Annotated in this window: 13 protein-coding genes; 3 read left to right on the top strand and 10 right to left on the bottom strand. The window is 63.8% G+C overall.

The genetic code is table 11. The features are described 5' to 3' along the window. Positions 1–24 precede the first annotated feature (24 nt). The 9 genes from DFR67_RS09525 to DFR67_RS09500 form a co-directional block, all read right to left on the bottom strand. Positions 25–258, bottom strand: coding sequence for a hypothetical protein (locus tag DFR67_RS09525; protein WP_110469313.1), 234 nt, complete (start codon positions 256–258; stop codon positions 25–27). Next, positions 255–1,223 (bottom strand): LLM class flavin-dependent oxidoreductase, encoded by a 969-nt coding sequence (locus DFR67_RS09520; RefSeq protein ID WP_110469312.1) that lies wholly within the window; start codon positions 1,221–1,223, stop codon positions 255–257. The genes DFR67_RS09525 and DFR67_RS09520 overlap by 4 nt, the downstream gene beginning before the upstream one ends. Next, positions 1,223–3,964: a type 2 lanthipeptide synthetase LanM gene (lanM, locus tag DFR67_RS09515; RefSeq protein ID WP_158539936.1), complete on the bottom strand. Its 2,742-nt coding sequence runs from the start codon at positions 3,962–3,964 to the stop codon at positions 1,223–1,225. The genes DFR67_RS09520 and lanM overlap by 1 nt, the downstream gene beginning before the upstream one ends. Positions 3,965–4,096: 132 nt before the next feature. Beyond that, positions 4,097–6,283, bottom strand: coding sequence for a peptidase domain-containing ABC transporter (locus DFR67_RS09510; RefSeq protein WP_110469310.1), 2,187 nt, complete (start codon positions 6,281–6,283; stop codon positions 4,097–4,099). Beyond that, complete coding sequence (locus tag DFR67_RS09505; protein ID WP_110469309.1) at positions 6,280–9,261, bottom strand: type 2 lanthipeptide synthetase LanM family protein; 2,982 nt, start codon at positions 9,259–9,261, stop codon at positions 6,280–6,282. Before DFR67_RS09505 ends, DFR67_RS09510 begins: the two co-directional genes overlap by 4 nt. A gap of 95 nt (positions 9,262–9,356) precedes the next feature. Then, a complete protein-coding gene (locus DFR67_RS30470; protein ID WP_158539935.1) occupies positions 9,357–9,509 on the bottom strand; it encodes a hypothetical protein in 153 nt (50 codons plus the stop codon). Positions 9,510–9,543: 34 nt separating this feature from the next. Then, a complete protein-coding gene (locus tag DFR67_RS30465) occupies positions 9,544–9,687 on the bottom strand; it encodes a hypothetical protein (protein ID WP_158539934.1) in 144 nt (47 codons plus the stop codon). Between the two features lie 15 nt (positions 9,688–9,702). Then, entirely contained in the window at positions 9,703–9,870 is a 168-nt protein-coding gene (locus DFR67_RS30760; RefSeq protein ID WP_168187149.1) for a class II lanthipeptide, LchA2/BrtA2 family, read from the bottom strand. A gap of 33 nt (positions 9,871–9,903) precedes the next feature. Continuing rightward, the gene (locus DFR67_RS09500) at positions 9,904–10,068 is read right to left on the bottom strand and encodes a plantaricin C family lantibiotic (protein ID WP_084839579.1); all 165 of its coding nucleotides are present in this window, start codon (positions 10,066–10,068) and stop codon (positions 9,904–9,906) included. 270 nt (positions 10,069–10,338) lie between these two features. Between DFR67_RS09500 and DFR67_RS09495 the strand changes: the two genes are divergently transcribed. Then, complete coding sequence (locus DFR67_RS09495) at positions 10,339–14,058, top strand: nSTAND1 domain-containing NTPase (RefSeq protein WP_110469308.1); 3,720 nt, start codon at positions 10,339–10,341, stop codon at positions 14,056–14,058. Between the two features lie 22 nt (positions 14,059–14,080). Here the strand turns inward: DFR67_RS09495 and DFR67_RS09490 are convergent, their stop codons facing one another. Next, positions 14,081–14,368 carry a hypothetical protein gene (locus tag DFR67_RS09490; protein WP_158539933.1) on the bottom strand — a complete coding sequence of 96 codons (288 nt, stop codon included), beginning with the start codon at positions 14,366–14,368 and terminating at the stop codon, positions 14,081–14,083. A gap of 152 nt (positions 14,369–14,520) precedes the next feature. Between DFR67_RS09490 and DFR67_RS09485 the strand changes: the two genes are divergently transcribed. Both DFR67_RS09485 and DFR67_RS09480 read left to right on the top strand, forming a co-directional pair. Beyond that, positions 14,521–15,300 (top strand): class I SAM-dependent methyltransferase, encoded by a 780-nt coding sequence (locus DFR67_RS09485; RefSeq protein WP_110469306.1) that lies wholly within the window; start codon positions 14,521–14,523, stop codon positions 15,298–15,300. Between the two features lie 142 nt (positions 15,301–15,442). Further along, complete coding sequence (locus DFR67_RS09480; protein WP_110469305.1) at positions 15,443–16,930, top strand: phospholipase D-like domain-containing protein; 1,488 nt, start codon at positions 15,443–15,445, stop codon at positions 16,928–16,930. Positions 16,931–16,936 lie beyond the last annotated feature (6 nt).

The raw sequence follows: 16,936 nt of genomic DNA, 5'->3' as shown, positions 1-16,936 counted from the left end.
CAACTGCAGAAATACGCAGTCGGCTCACCGTGTCGGGGAATTGCGCTCCAGCTCTCGCCTGCGACGCGGGCGGTCCGAGAACACAAAGATGGCGATCGTTCCGACCACCGTGACAATCGCGGTGAAACCGGCGGCCTGCGCGTCGTAGACGACGAGCATGACTGCGGACATGATCGCACCGACAGCAAATACGCTTCCCCAACTCCCATGCGTCATCCAGTACATCAATCCACCTTTCTCTTCGTTGTCGCTCGTCACTTCAGTACCCCACCCTCCAACAAGGCCATCGCGCGGTCAACGCTGCCCGTGCGACGGATGATGCCGAAAGGATTGAGGAACACCTCGTCTGCCCCTGCTGCTGCATAGGCAGCCACACCCTCTGCCAGGTCTCGGCCCGCGACCAAGACCAGGTTCGCCTCGACCAGACTCTCGCCGGTGCGGTGCGGTGAATCCGGGTCCCAGGTGATCCCGGATTCGACGAACATCTTTCGGTAGTGGTCGCGCGAGCCGTGCAGTGCGCACGCCTTGAATGCATCCGTCGCCCACTCCTTGGAATCAGCGATGATGGGGACGCACACCGCAGTTCGTGGTGCGGGGCGGCCTGCGTCGTCCGCGGCGGCCGCAGCCTTGTCGACCAACTGGGCGAGCCGATACGGCGGGGTCATCCACGGAATCAGGGCGTCTGCCGACGCCCCCGCCACGGTGGCCAGCTTCGGCGACAACGCCCCGAGTCCGATCTCGACCGAATCCGTGGCGACGTCCGTCAAACGCAATACGGGATCGTGATAATACTCCGGCCGCTCGAGCTGCCCCCCGGGCTCGCGTCCTAGCACGGCCCGGACTGCACCGATGAATTCGGTGGCCGCGCGAGTCGGACTCGCGTACGGGTCTCCGTGTAAGGCGCCGACCATCAGCGGCTCCGAGACCCCCAATCCGTATGTGATCCGCTGGTCGGTCATCCGAGCCAAAGTGCTGATGGCGAGGGCAGTTTCGAAAGGTGTCCGGACAGGTATCAGCCCGACACCGAGACCGAACGGGATGTCGTAGCCGGCACCGAGCAACCAGTGCATCGCCGCGACCGGATCGACCATGAGCGATTGGCCGAACCACAGTCGATGAAAGGGACCGTGCCGAACCGCATCTGCCATCGACATCACATTGGCCATCTTGTCGACCGACATCGGGTAGACCACCGACAGATCGGGCGTCGTCTTCTCCTTCATCAGCGAACTCCGTTCAGCGCCACGGGGATGAGCTGATCGTTGTCGCCCGCGACCGCGCGGCCGAGCAGCACGTCGGTGTCGCCGATGCCTGCCCACCCGAGCATGTAGCCGAGCGTCGACGTCTTACCAGCTGTTCCGGTGGAGTAGCCGTGTGCGACAGCGTGGGAGTAGAGCCGGTCGCGATAGTCGACAGCCCGAGCCAACAGCTCGTCCTCGAGCAGCCAGGGTTGCAGGGCAAGCAATGACTGGATGACTCCCGAACCACCATGGCATACACTGAGATCTGCAGGATTCGTAGTCTTGATCGTCGTCATGTGATCGAGCAGGCCTGACATGCGCCCCGTAGGGAGTGCATCGATCCGACCTGCGCGGGTCAACACCTCACCGGCGACGAGCGCAACCCCCGCCGACCCCGCGCACCAGGCTTTGCTGCCCTTGAATTCCCCACCCTCAGAGTGACAGTCGGTGTCGAGCGCAGCAATGATCCAGTCCGCGACCTCGCCGAGCAGTCGATCGTCTCCGGTGGAGTCTGCTGCACGCGCCGCTGCCCAGGCGGTCCCGAGTCGGCCGTGGGCAAGATCGAACCACGCCCTGTCGGAATGCCCTTCTGCTGCCCACAGTCGACGCGGAGCCTCTGCAACCAGGTCCGCTGCCCGACCCCGCAGCACACGGCGGTCCGTGTGCTGTGCGGACAACATCAGCAACACGCCGGCGACTCCCCCTGCCACGTCAGTTTCTGCTGTCCCGGCCTCGAAGCGATCCCAGATGGTGGTGAGCAACTCATCGAACATGTTGTCCATCAGAGGAACAGCGCCGAACAGAGCTCCGGCCTCACCCGAGAACACCGATTCCGGACTGTCGCGAAGGACGCTTCGATACTCCTCGGCCAGTTTTTGATGACCCCGCGCCGCCGCTTCCGCAAACGACGATGCCGCGAGACCAGCACCTGCCGCCCGATCGAGGAACACCGGGATTCCACCGCCGTCGTGGAAGGCGATCAGGGTCCCAGGGGCCAGCGTCGGCGACGACGGTCCGCCACCGCCATACACCCAGCCCACCTGCGGCCCATCCGGATCCTCATGGCGATGCGCCAACTCCGAGACGATCTCGGCAACAGCCTCCCCCGTCTGAGGCGTCGGACCCGCACGGAGCGTCGATGCGAAGACTCCGGACTTCCACAGAGGAGATGCCACACCCTCGCCGACCAGCTCGTTGAGACTCTCCTCGAGGACGAACTCGTGCACCAGCCCTGAGGTCTCACGCAATGCGGTGATCGAGTCGCGGGTGATGCTCCTCGGAGATCTGTCGAACACCTCCGGCCCGACCACCGACCGGGTTCCGAGACGTCGCGAATCGGCGTCGACACTGAAGTATGGGACATCCCTGTTGTGCATGTCCGCCGACTCTGTGGATGTTATGAACTCCTGCCCGGCGTCGTTGTACGACGACGGGGCCTTGAGGAGGCCCAGTAACCTGCCATACTCGTCCGGTGAACTCAGATAATCCGGATGCGTTGCAGCATCGATGAACTGAGCGTAGACGGTGGTCGCCCGGACCAGGTAGCGCACCGGTAGTTCGGGAAACAGATCGAAGACCCCGTCGATGTCGATGCGGCCGGACCGGATGGCCTCGAAGCAGGCGAGGTAGCCACTCCTGATGGTCTCGAAATGGTCCAGCGGATCCACGACTGCTGTACCGATCCGGACGAGGTTGTCGGAGTGGTTGTAGGTGAAGGTCTTACGAAACACTGAGACCGCGTCGGTGTCCCGGTCCGACATCTGGAACGACTTACGCTCCGACACCTGCTCGCGAGGCACCCCGATACCGGCGAGGATCACGTCGAACGGCCCGTTCGGGATCTGGATCGGCAGTAGCATCGTCGTGGTCGGTGCCTGCTTCATCCGGTTGACCAGCAAGTGCGCGAGACTGTCATCGAGCACCCCGTTGTCGGGCCGCAGCGCGGTCTCCACGTCGACAAAGCAGGGATACTCGCCGCACGCGACCACGTTCTCGTGATGCATGTCGCTGGTGCCGATGGCACCGAGCACCATTGTCGTCACACCGAAGCGGTAGAAGTAGCGCTCAGCCTCCTCCGTGGTCACCGAGCGATCCGCTTGGATGAACTCCTGCCAGCCGTGCTCACCTCGGTCGAGAACTTTGGGGACACATCGATCCAGCGATACGCCCACCACCTCGGATACCCGCTCGAACAAACTCCGCACGAACCTGTCGATCGCGAGGGGGCGGGGTTTGTAGACGATCTTCACGCCCGATTCCTGTGTGACGATGAAGACTTGGCGCCCGCCGTTGTGCGAATCCGATCCGGTCGCGACGATGGTGCTGATCAGGTCCTCACCGCCGATCCAGCCTTCATCTCGAAGGACCGCCAGGTCGGCTGCGTAGTGGTCGATCAGTTCTTCGACAGACCGGACGAAGTTGCGTTGCACCACCTCGAGGTTCTTGGCCAGCACCGGGTGCCGGGTCAAAATGTCGGCGCGAACAGATTCACTTGTCAACAGGGCGGAATACCGGTCCAGAGCGGTGGTCGATTCCGCATCAGATGGCAGGCCCCACCGCCGGCGATGCTCGTGGAAGTCGCTGATGAGCACTCGGAAGCTCTCCATCTCGACCTTCCGGGCAAGTGCGGCATCAAGCTGTTCACGTACTCCACCGCGCGAATCGTCGGCGATCACCGGCGATGCCACCAAGGCGTTCAACGCGTCGGTGGCCGATTGCATCACAGGGCGATAGAAGGGTGAAAAAAGCTGGTTTGCAAACGGATTGGCTGACACTGTTGCAGTCATGATGTCCTCTCGGAAAGTACCGGACAGGTTGATCAGGCCGAACGCAAAGCCTGTCTGAGCAGACAGCCGTCAGGCAGTCACGGGTTCGAGCCGGCCATAGAGCTCGCTGTAATGCCCCCCGCTGCCGATGAGTTCATCGTGGTCGCCACACTCGACCACTCGGCCGCCGTCGAGGACGTAGATGACATCGGAACCCCGCACGGTCGAGAGACGGTGGGCGATGATGATCTGGGTGCAGCCCAGGTTCTCCAGGATCTCGGTCACGCGCCGCTCGTTCAATGAATCCAACGCTGCCGTGGCCTCATCCAGGACCAAGATCGCCGGCCGCTTCAGAAGCGTGCGGGCGAGCGCCAGCCGCTGCCGTTGACCGCCGGAGAAGTTGGCACCCATCTCCGAGATCACTGTGTTGTACCCCATCGGGAGTGCATCGACGAAGTCGATGATGCCGAGGCTCCTGGCGAATGCGATGACCTCGTCGTCGTCCATCGTCGCTCCTGCTTTGAGGTTGTCCACCACGGTGCGGTTGTGCAGGTGCACTTCTTGGGAGACATATCCGATCTCGCTGCGGAGTGCGTCGGTTGAGTAGTCCCGACTATCGTGCCCGCCGAATCGGATTGTGCCGCTGGTGGGTTGGTAGAGACCGCAGATGATCCGTCCCAGAGTGCTCTTGCCCGAACCAGACGCCCCGACCAACGAGACCTTGGCTCCGGCCGGGATGTCGAGATCCACGCCGTCCAGCACGTTCGCCGAATGCTTGTCGAAGCGGAACCGGACGGAGTCGACATGAACGGACGCCGCGTCGAGTGTGTCGAGATCACCGCCCGCGGACTCGGGCTCAGCAGAGGTGATGTCGTGGATGCGCGACATGTAGCGCGATGCCTCGACGAACTCGTTGTACGCGGCGAAGATCGAGCTGGCGACGGCGAACAGCATTCCCGACACCGCCTGGATGGCCACCGCCGCACCGAGCGAGATCGTGCCGGTGGACACCATGTGCAGACCGATCAGCAGCATGGCAAGCGGGCCTGCCAGCTGAATGGTCGAGACCAGACCCGAGATCCACCCCTGCTGCAAGCGCATGCGCCGCTTCATCGCGGTCAGCGACCGGGCGTACTCGTCGTTCCAGCGATTCAAGAACTGCGCGCTGTAGCCGCCCATCTTGATGGTCTCGATGGTCACCGTCGCATCGAGCTGGATTGCCTGGCTCTTGCTCATCTGACTGATCTCGGAATCGAGCGCTTCATTCACCTGCCTGCGCGTGGTCACGAGCACGACAATGGTCAGACTGTAGATACCCAAGGCGACGAGACCGATCTCCCACGAGACCCAGAACATGTAGCCGAGTACGCAGAGCGCAGTTCCGATGTCCAGTGCGCCCTGGACGAACCGGGCCGAGAGCAGGTCGCGTATCGAGTTGACGCTGTTGAGACGAAAGAGCAGTTCACCGGGCGATCGTGTGGAGAAATACTTGTACGGCAGACTCAGCAGCCGGCTGAAGGTGCCGAACATGAGGTGACTGCCGATGAGTGTCACAGCATGTGCCAGCACATGAGTACGAATCACCTGCAGCGCATAGAATCCGACGGCCGCTGCGGCAACCAGGGCCAACAGTGTCGACAGCCGCGAAGAATCCGGAGAGCTCGTAAAGCTGTTCACCGCCCACTGCGTGATGAACGGAAGACCAAGTGTGGCTGCGTAACCGCAGATGGCCAGGATGGCGGTGACACCGAGCTGGCGCGCAGCCGCGCGGGTCAGCAACGGGATGTTGCGCCATTCGTGCAGCACAGGCATCCGTTTACGTTCGAAATCCGCTCCCGGCGTGGCGTCGATGGCGACGCCGCTGAACGATTTCTCGAGTTCGTCGAGCGTCACCTTGCGACGCCCGGCCGCCGGATCCACGATGACCGCGTGACGTTTGCCGACCGATTCGAGCACCACGAAGTGGTAGTTCTCCCAGTAGAGGATGACCGGGTTGAGAAACGCCTTCAGGCCTCTGGCTGCGCGTACCCGATAGATGGCGACATCCATGTTGCGGGATCGGAGCAGATCTCCGATCCGTTTCGCGCTGAGACCATCTCGTCCCGCCTCGAACTCCTTGCGTAGTTCTGCCAGTTCTTCGTCGCGGCCGTAATAGGACAGGAGCGCAATGGAGCTGGCGAGTCCGCATTCGGTCTGGGAGAGCTGCATGACCGTCGGTACCCGACGGAGCGCAGGCTCATGTTGTGCTCGGGGCCGCCGTGTGATGCCGATGTTCATGCTGCACCACCGATCTTCAGGGTGAGTGGCGAATAGGGCAGATCGGGTTCGAGCCTTCTGGCCAGGTGATAGGCCACGCCCGCGGTGCCGACCATCAGGCTCGCCGTGTTCGCGTGTCGACTGTGCCGGTCGTGGGACTTTGCCCCGACGACCTGTGCAGTGAGCAGTTCCGCAACCTCGCGCGTTTGGGCTTCCGAACCCACCCGCTGCACGACCTCCCAGTTACCGAGATCGCCGTGACAGAGAGTCAGATTGCGCGAGAATCCGTGCTGTTGCAGGGTATCGATGGCGAGAGCGGTGAACTCGGTCGCCCGGTTGCCGACCGCAGCCTCCGAGGCGGCGAACTCGTTGAGCGCGAGCGCCATACCCGACACTCCGTGGCACCAACCGGTGGAGTGGTGCGGTTCATCGAAGCTGGTGCGCCAGTTGCCCTGCTCCGGTGAGAAGAATTGCGGGAGCTCATCGAACAGGTCCCGCGCGAGAGGTTGCGCATCGCCGCCGCCGAATCCGTCGGACGCGAGGGCCGTGAGATGGAACACCAGACCCGCGATGCCATGGGCGAAGCCGGACTGACGCAGGACCTGATCGCGCTCGTCGCGCGGAACCTGCATTGCCACCCGGATCTCGTCGACCGCGTCGCGGGCCACGCCGTCCACCATCGCGAACGATTCGCGGTGGTCGCCCGCGACTGCACGCAGCGCCGACGCAATCCCGATGCGTCCTCTGATCACGTCGATGGCGCCGAGCGAGGCGCCGGCTGAAGCCCTGGCGACCACCTCCGGTATCGACGCCCTGGCGGCGGCGATCCAATCCGCCCGGCCTGCCACCTCACCTGCTGCGGCAAGCGCAAACAGGCATCCCGACAGTCCTGTGTACGCGCCCGCCCCGATGGCCGAGAGCGACCGGTCTTCGTAGCTCTGATCGGTGAGGATCCCGGCCATGGGATCGAATACCCTTGCCGCGGCGGTATGAAAGCGTTTGTGGTCGAGCACTGTCCCGAGGGTGGCGAGCGCCAGCGCAGGACCCATCCGACCGCTGTAGAGGTCGTATCCGAGGACACCCGGTGGCCAGGCACGCCGGGTTTGCATCGACGCCAGCGGGCTGAGCCAGGTCGTCGGCAGATGCCCGAAAAGGTCAGAAAGCATGGACTCGGTGAACTGATCGCCGAGGCGCCGGGCCAAACCTGGCAGACCCTCGTCGCGTCGCAGGGTGGGCATCGAAGCGGGCGAGTCTGCTTCCAGGTGGTTGTCCGGAAAGCGTGCCGTGAAGGCCGCGTAGATGAGGTCGATCTGTTGCGCGAGGTCCGAGTCACCGAGACCGCGGATCTTGTCGACAACCGTCCCGAGAGGCGACGCTGGAACAGTCGCCCCTGCTGGATTGCCCTCAGCGTCCCGCACCTCGGTACCGGTCGCGTCGACCAGCAGATACGGCACGTCCCGACTGGCCATCTGCGTGACCTCGGTGGCTGTCAGCTCCGGAGCGCAGTACCGGTTGGCGATCACCAGACGCTTGAGCAACAGCGCAGACAGCTCGGGCGACGCGAGAGCCTCCGGCGACGTTGTCGTCCGAAGCAATTGGGCGTAGGTCGCGGTGGGATTGTGAACGTACCGGACCTTGGCACGATTGAATGTCCGGATGACGACGGCTTCGAACTCGGCCGCCTCAGCCGAAATCGCCTCGTAGGCACGTCTGAAGCCGGCAGCCATCGCGTCGGCGAGTTGCAGTACATCGGCGCGGCTGTGGCCACGAATGGTACTCGCACGCAGACCCTGCTTGTCAGGACGGGAAAGGACGACAGCCATGTCGTCACGGAAAGGGTTTGTGAAGGTCAGCGCTGAAAAGGGCGAGCGCCCTTCTTCGTCGGCGCCGAGAAATCCCAGGTCGATCTGGTCGTAACCGCCCGATGCATCTTCCCGAACGAGGACCAGCGGCAGCAGACCTACACCGTAGATCGAGGTCCTGAGGATCTCGTGGGCGTTTCGCGGGACCTCGGGGATGCCGCCGCTCCGGTTACGGGGAGGATGCATCAGCGTCTCGAGGTCCACCGGAACCGGTCCACGATGATCGGCGATCACGTTCTCGTGGTGCATGTCCCGGGCGTTGAGGAGGTAGAGCACACAGGCCAGTTGGCCTGAGGCGTCCATGAAGGCGTTCCGGTCGCTGTCGTCGACATCGACGGCGGTGATGAACTCGACGAATCCGTAGCCGTCGCAGCGGACGACCTCGGCAGCAGGCAGGACGATGCCACGCTCGGCGCACCAGTCGACCAATTCGGCATAGCCGGCCTCACAGTCGACCGGGCGCGGCTTGTACACCACCTTCATCCCGCCGTCGAAAGTGATGACCGCGACGCTTCGGCCCCCGGCATGGGTATCACCGCGACCGAGGTCGACCGCGGTGATCTCGGCATCGGAAGGTATCGACAGCCGGCCCTCGAGGTCAGCCCTGTGGCGGTGCACGCGGTTCAACATCTCGACCAAGGCACGGCGTCGGGTGGTCACATGGCTTCGGTGAATACGTTCGAGCATCGGATGGTCGCGATGGAGCTCCTCGAGCACGGAGTTGCCGAAGCCGCTGACGTACGACTGGTACCGCTCTTCTGGCGTCTCGCCGTCGAGACCATTCGCCGCCGAGACCGTCGACAGGTGACGGACGAGCACCCGCACGTACACCTCATACAGCGCGGCCTCGAGCGACGAAGCCCATTCTTCGATGAGCTGTTGGCGGGGGCTGTGACCGTGGGCGGCCAGTGCCTCTTCTGTCTCCGCGCGTTCGGGCTCGACCAACACACGGACGATGGATTGAAATGGACGCGATTCGTGCTGGGGGGCAGGCGAAACCAGGACCGGCGGGAAGGAATGGAATGTGTCGTGCGATAGCGCCGCGTCCAGTCGGTCGTCGAATTGCGCGAGCGGCTCCAGCAGTTCTCGGGTCTCTTCGGCGGTGAGTTCGGGATACACCTGCAGATCCGCGGTCATGGGTGACTCCTTCGTGGACGGGATTCGAGTGGTGAGGCGCGGGCCGGAGCCAGATGACACGTCCAGGCACCGGCCCGCGCCGACGCAACCGAGGGTCAGGCCTTGGTCACGATGATCGAGACGGGAATGATGGTTGTTCCCGGCAGGCTGGTGACAGTGAGAGTTCCACCGTAGGTATCGGAATCCCGGTCGTCGGCCAGGGCGATCAGCTCTGCTTCGTCTACTCTTTCGATATTGCTGTAGGGCATTGTCGAGCTCCTTACTGGTGATTGACTCTTGTGGTCAGGCCGCGGTGACGATCGATATCAAGATGGTCTCGACCAGACTGGTCATGCTGATCGTGCCGGCATGGGCGTCGGACTCCTGCTCATCCGCCAGAGCGATGAGATCGGCTTCCTGCGCCTTCTCGATGTTGTTGCAAATCATGTTCTTCTCCTTGTGCTAGCCGCAGCCACCGTCGACGCCGGTGCACTTGAACGTGGGGCACAGCGCGACGGACAGTGCAGATGCGAGGCTGATGGTCGTCGGATGAGTGCCACCCGCCGCTTCGGTCTCGTTCAGTGCGATCAATTCGGACTCGTCGTACCGCCCGGCCTTGTCTACTGCCATGTTTCACACCTCTCCGTGATGTTCGAACGCCACTTACTGGCAGTTGTTCTGGGATTCTTTGGTCAACGTGCACCAACCACCGTCGTTTCCGAGGAAGTCGGACAGGGTGAATGTGTTCGTGGTGCACGCGCCGTAAGCGACGCCATCGAAATGTTGCTCATCGATTTCTTCGGCGAGCGAGATGCTCTTGTCGATCATTCGATTTCCCTTCATTTCTCTCGGTACCGGCACCGAGGCATTCGGCCACCGGGTGCTACGCCGCTGTGTCCGGACCAGGCTGTTCGCAAGTCGGGTGGACCACATGGACGCAGATCAATTTGATCGCCGACCGGCGACAGCCACAGCGGAGGACGGGGGAAAGTGCAGTTCAGCGGCAACTTCTGATGTTTCCGCTTTGGACGCCTCCGGTTAGGTTCCGGATGATCGCAATAGTCCGGTAGCTTGTGAACCGGGGTAACGAACTGGTTGATGAGTCGGTTGGGGGACCGTTTGCGAGCACGTCGCGAAGTCATCAATACGTGGTTGGTCGAGCTGTTCGCTGCCGCCGGGGATCCGATCCTGGTAGCCGTCGCGAGGCGCGCCAGGTCGTACGGGGCCCGCGGCGGAACGCAACGTCTGAGCGATTGGCGGCGTGGCGTGTCCTCGCCCCGACAATTCGACGATCTCCGGCCATATCTGCTGGCCCTCTTCGACATCGCCGATAAACGCGGAGCCGATCCGGAGTCCTATCGCCGCCAGCTCGACGACTGGGAAATGCTGTGGACCTCACATTCCATAGCCGCACCGGAGTCGGATTCTCAGGAATGTCCGTACCGGGGTTTGCTTCCCTTCAGGGCCGAGGATGCCGACGTGTTCTTCGGCCGGGAGGAATTGACCAAACGTCTCTATCGGCAGATCACGCCCGGGGCCGGGATCACGATGGTGCTCGGTGCCGCGGGCGTCGGGAAGACCTCCCTGCTGAACGCTGGGATCGGCCCTCTCGCCACCGGAGCAGGTCTGTACCTGGGCAGGCGAAAAGTGTCCTGCACGATGACCTCGATGCGGCCGGGCTCCGACCCGGTCAGGGAGTTGCTGACCGGCCTCGGAGTGGCAGATGAGATCGGGCCCGATGGCGCGTCGGCGACGGAGATCATTGCCGCGCTCGAGCAACGCGAGAGCCCAGTCGTCCTCATCGTCGTCGACCAATGCGAAGACCTGTACACCGAGGTGAACCCGCAGGATCGCGCTGAGTACCTGTCGGTCCTCCACAGCCTGGGAAGCTGGTCCGGGGCGGCCGTTGTCACTGTCCTGCGCGCCGACTTCTATGGGCGGGCGCTCGGGGATCAACCCTTCGCCGAAGCGCTCGAGCATCGATCGATCGTGGTGAAGCCGGTCGCGCCCGAGGGCTTCCCTCAGATCATCGAGAAGCCGGCGAAGGTACGGGGCGTGGCGGTCGCCACGGGCCTCTCGGATCTGATCATCAAAGATCTCACCGCCGAGACCGGGAACGTCGCGCCACTGGCCATGCTGCAGCTGCTCATGCGCCAGACCTGGGAAGCGCGGGAGTCCTCATCGCTGACGATCGCCGCCTACCAGCGCACGGGCGGGATCGCGGGCATCGTCTCCACCGTTGCCGAAGGGGCATTTGTGAGGCTGACTCCTGACGAGCAGGAAGTCGCCCGGCACGTGTTCTTACAACTGGTGCACCTCACTCCGGACGGGTCGGTCGTGGCGATTCGGACGCCCGTCCAATCGCTCGAGACCTTCGACCGCCATGACGTCCGCGCCACCGACGTCGCCGATCACTTCCTCGATCAGCGACTACTCGTCCTGTCCAACGATCAGATCGAGTTGTCGCACCGCTCACTCCTCGATTCGTGGCCACGGCTCCGTGATTGGGTCTGCGCCGAGCGCGAGTGGGCTCCCATCCGCCGGTACGTCGAAGTCGACGCCGAGCAGTGGGAGGCGAGTGGGCGGGACCCCCGCTTGCTCTACCGTGACGCACAGCTCAATTCGACGAAGCAGTGGCTCGATCACCAGGGCACCCCGGGACCCGGCATCAATGAGTTTCTCGAGACGTCGCGCCGTCGCGCGAAGCGGAGTCACCGCCGACGCCGCATCGCCCAGGTCTCGGTCACCCTGCTCGCGACCATCGCCCTGGTCGCCGGCTTGCTGGCGACGATGAAGAGCAACGATGCTGCGCGGGCGCTGGACCTGGCCAATCGCGACGCAACCCTGGCCGAGATCGATCGCTCCGCCATGACCGACCCGACGGCCTCCGCACGTCTCGCCTCGGAGGCACTGTCCAAGTATCCGTTTGATCAGTCGATCGTCGCGCGGGTGCTGGCGACCCAGGCCGATGGCCTCTACCAACGTTTCCCGGATCCGGCAGGGGCTGCCTGGAGCGTGGCCGGCAACGGTGACGTACTTGCCTTCGCCGGAGCCGACGGCTCGATCGAGCTGTGGCGCAACACCTCCCCGCCGACCCAGCTCGCAGTGGTTCCCGACGCACATGCGGGTTACACCACGACGACAGCATTCGATCCGCGGGGAAGGGGTATGGCCAGCACCGGGGCCGATGGCTCGGTCCGATTGTGGCGATTCGACGATCAGGGCGGGATCGAAGGCTCCGCCACAGTGGAGACGCGGGGATCGCAGGCCACCTTCACCGTCGCTTATTCGCCCACGCAACCGTTGCTGGCAACGACAGACGGGGCGGGCATGATGACCTTGTGGGATGTTGCCGACGACACTGCGCCGCTGGAACTGTCGTTGTCGCCCACCGGGGGATCGCCCGCACGCACGATTGCCTGGCATCCCACTCGTCCCCTGATCCTGACCGGAAATGACGACCACACGATGACCTTGTGGGATGTCACCGACCCCCGAAGACCGCGAGCGCAGCAGACATTCGCCGACACCTCCGGCGTCCACTCCGTCGCTTTCGCTCCCGACGGAACTCTCGCAACGTCGGCCGATGATTCCGGAGAGACCCAACTCTGGTCGATCGATGGCGCATCGTTGACACCCATCGGCACTCCACTGAAAGGGCCAACTGCGGCCGTCTGGTCCACCGCATTCAATTCGAATGGTTCCGAGCTCGCCGTGTCCAGCCTCGACGGCAGCATTCACGTCTGGAACGTCTCCCGTCCGGAGAACCCGCTGTTGACGGGAGTGCCGCTGCGGGCGCAGGGAACGCCGATCTACGCCTCCCGGTTCCTCGATGACAACAGCCTCGTGAGTGCCACCGACGGCGGACCGCTCCGATGGCAGCTACCCGACGGGCTGGTGCCGGGCGCGGCCGGCCAGGGTCAGCAGCCCAGCTGCGCAGTCGAAATCAGTCTCTGCGTCGCGACGTTCGACGACGGCGTGACGGTTCTTGCCGATACATTCGACCCCCGACGCCCCATGGTCACGACACTGCTACCCGAGCAGCGCTTCTCGTCGACCGCACTCAGCGGTGACGGTCGACTGATCGCCACGATCGCGGGGCGCTCACTCGCTCTATGGGATCTCACCGATCGACAATCGCCCCGGCAGATCGGGCCAACCCGCCTCTTGGACAACCGCTTTCGGAACCATCTTGCCTTCAATCCGTCAGGAACGCTGCTGGCCACCACCACCACGGACAACGCGATCGGGACGTGGGCGGTCACCGACCAAGGACTGGTGGCACGGTCAGACGCTGCGTTGGCCGGGCACTGGATCAACGCGCTGGCGTTCGATCCGACCGGCGACACCATCGCGATCGGCGGGGTCGACGGCGCCATCGCGCAGTGGCACGTATCCGCAGATGGCCGCCTCACCCGCACTGCTGAACAGGTTGGTGACGGGGACGTGTCTACTCTGACCTATTCAGCGGACGGAACGGCACTCGTGATCGGTCGTTCGGATGGAAGCCTGCGCTGGTGGCGGGACGGGGATCCGACTCCTGGAGATCCGACGGAGTCAGGTGTCGGACCAGTTCTGTCGATCGTTCGGGTTGGCGGATCAGTGGCCATCAGCGGCGGCAGTGGTGTCATCCAGCTCATCGAGACCGAAGGCGATCTCGCGGTCACCGACGCGACGATAGGACCCAGCCAGCGGGGTCGGACCCGCCTTGTGGCGATCGACGATCGCAATCTGTTCGTGGTCGGCGGTTCCGGTTACGCACAGGTGGTCACAACCGATCCAGGAATCGTCGCCAACCGGATCAGATCACTCACGTGACCCGGCGCGCCGGTTCGAGCATTCAGCGCTGAGTACCTTCGGAAGGAACGGCTTGGACGGAGCCGGCCACTGGAACGCCGATCGCCTGACCTGAGACCGCCATCGCTGCCGTGTGGACCTCGATGGTTCCGTCGGCGCGCTGGCAGATCGTGGTCACGGAGCCATCGGGATTGACCAGCTCGATGAACTTGTCGTTGCTGATGGGACGGTTGTTCGGAACCCGCGCACGCACCTGATTGTCGGCGGCACGATGCCGCATGTCGCCCTGTGTCCGCATGTCGCCCTGTCTGGCAGTCACGCTGGAAGCCATCGTCGGCACCCCTTCTCCGGTTGCATCTATCTTGAGTTCGTCGCGGACCGTCTGCCGGATGGGATCAGTCGCGTCAAGAGAATGAGAGTCGAGGCCTCAGACGGTCCCGGTGCGGCACAATTGTGCCTCGGGGGCCTTCGAAGGAGTTGCACGTGGTCGATTGGGACGGCGATCGGTACTCGGACGTCAGCGCCCTACAGCGGATGGTTGCCGAAGCGTCCATCCGGGGCCTAGAACTCGCCGGTGACGAGCGCCTTCTCGACGTCGGCTGCGGCGACGGATTCATCACGATGCAGCTGGCAGAGCGGCTGCCGAGAGGATCCGTGGTCGGGGTCGATGCGTCCCGTCGCATGATCGAGAAGGCGCTGGGTCGGGTGCCCGCAGATCAGCTTCGCGTGCAATTTCACGTCGACGACGCCCTGGCGCTCCCCTTCGACCGCGACTTCGACATCGCGGTGTCCTTCAACGCGCTGCACTGGGTGCATGATCAGACCACCGCCCTGCGAGGAATCGCCCGCAGTCTCGACAGCGGTGGCCGAGCCGTCATCCAGATGGTTTGCGCCACCGACCAACGCAGCATCGAGGACGTCGCGATGGAGGTCGCGACGGGCCCACGCTGGCAGAAGCACTTCTCCGGCTACGAGCCGCCGCACTTTCATGTCGAGCCCGGCCGGTTCCGGGAGTACGCGACCGAGGCCGGATTCACCGTCACCGACCTGCAGACCCAGACTCTGCAGTGGCAGTTCGACTCGACCGGCGACTTCGCCCAGTGGTTCGCCGTCGGCGCGAGCGACTGGACCGCCAGACTCCCCGACTTCGAGGTGGGGCACTTCGTCGACGACGTCATCGAGCGCTACCAGGAACAGATCGGCGAACCAGCGTTGTTCCGGTTCAGCCAAATGCGGGCGGCCCTGACCATCGCCGATCGCTGAGACCTCGGCGCAGGTCGGATTGACGGCTGCCACCCTCTACTCTGTACGTGGCACTCGGCGCACCGGGTGATCCACTGTGCTGCGACGCGCGACTGTCGGTAGATCCACCAAACCAGCCGCGCGGAAGGAAACCGAGTAACCCGTGAGTGATGAACGACCTGTGCTGGTCCCCGGCGAAACATGCTGGCAGATCGCTGAGGCCGACCGCCTGTCCGTGATCGTCGACGCCGCGGATTACTTCCGGCATGCCAAGGCCGCGATGCTGCAGGCCCGCCACAGAATCGTGCTGATCGGCTGGGATTTCGACACCCGCATCAAACTCGAACCGGCCGAGAAGACCCTCGACGGTCCGAACCGGCTCGGACCCTTCCTCAAGTGGCTCCCGGAACAGAACCCCGACCTCGAGATCCACCTCCTGAAGTGGAGTCTCGGCGCGTTCGCCGCGGTCACCCGAGGCATGGCACCGATCTTCGTGGAAAATTGGCTGACCGACCGGAAACTGCACTTCGAGATCGACACAGCGCACCCCGTCGGCGCTGCGCATCACCAGAAGATCCTGGTGATCGACGACCAGATCGCGTTCTGCGGCGGTATCGACATGACTGTCGACCGGTGGGACACGTCCGACCACAGTGACCGCAACGGCTACCGCACCAAACCCAACGGCAAGGCATACGGCCCGTGGCACGATGCCACCACCGCAGTCGACGGCGCAGCCGCCCGGGCGGTGGGAGAGATGGCCCGCGACCGGTGGAAGGCGGCGACCGGACGGGTGCTCGAGCCGATCACCGACACCGTGTCGGATCACTGGCCGCAAGACCTGGAGCCGACGATGCGGTCCGTCGACGTGGCGATCGCCCGGACGCTGCCCACGATTCCCGGACGCGAAGAGGCGCGAGAAGTCGAGGCGTTGTACCTCGCGGCCATCGCCGGCGCGAAGAGGTACCTCTATGTCGAAAGCCAGTATCTCGCATCGAGAACGCTCGCCGAGGCCATGGCGGAACGGTTGCGCGAGCCTGAGGGACCCGAGATCGTGCTGGTCCTCCCCCGGCACGCAGATGGGTGGCTCGAACAAGAGACCATGGACGGTGCCCGTCACACCCTACTCAAGATGCTGTGGCGCGCCGATGCCGGAAACCGTTTCAGCGCATACCATCCCGTCACCAGCAGCGGCGAACCGATCTACGTCCACGCAAAAATTCTGGTCATGGACGACGAACTGTTGCGCGTCGGCTCATCGAACCTCAACAACCGATCGCTCGGATTCGACAGCGAATGCGATCTCGCCGTAGAAGTACGGCCCGATACTGTCGACGCCGCAGACCGGCGAACCGCCATCCGGGGTGTACGCAATCGGTTGCTCGGTGAGCACCTCGATATCGATCCCGACGAGTTCCAGCGCACCCTCGACGACACGTCCTCACTCATCGCTGCAGTCGAAAAACATAGCGGCGACGGCAAGACGCTCGTCGAGTTCGACCACGATGTGATCGACGGCGAAGACAGCCCGTTGGCCGAGAACGAGTTGATGGACCCCGAGACCGCTCACACCACCATGCTGCAGCGGACGTACCGGGTGATCATCGGCCGCAGGGCAGCACGGCGACAGGTCGTGCGTTCTGACGTCTGATCCCCC

The organism is Williamsia limnetica (genome assembly GCF_003217475.1).
GTDB lineage: Bacteria > Actinomycetota > Actinomycetes > Mycobacteriales > Mycobacteriaceae > Williamsia > Williamsia limnetica.
This window is presented reverse-complemented; position numbering and strand designations above follow the sequence as displayed.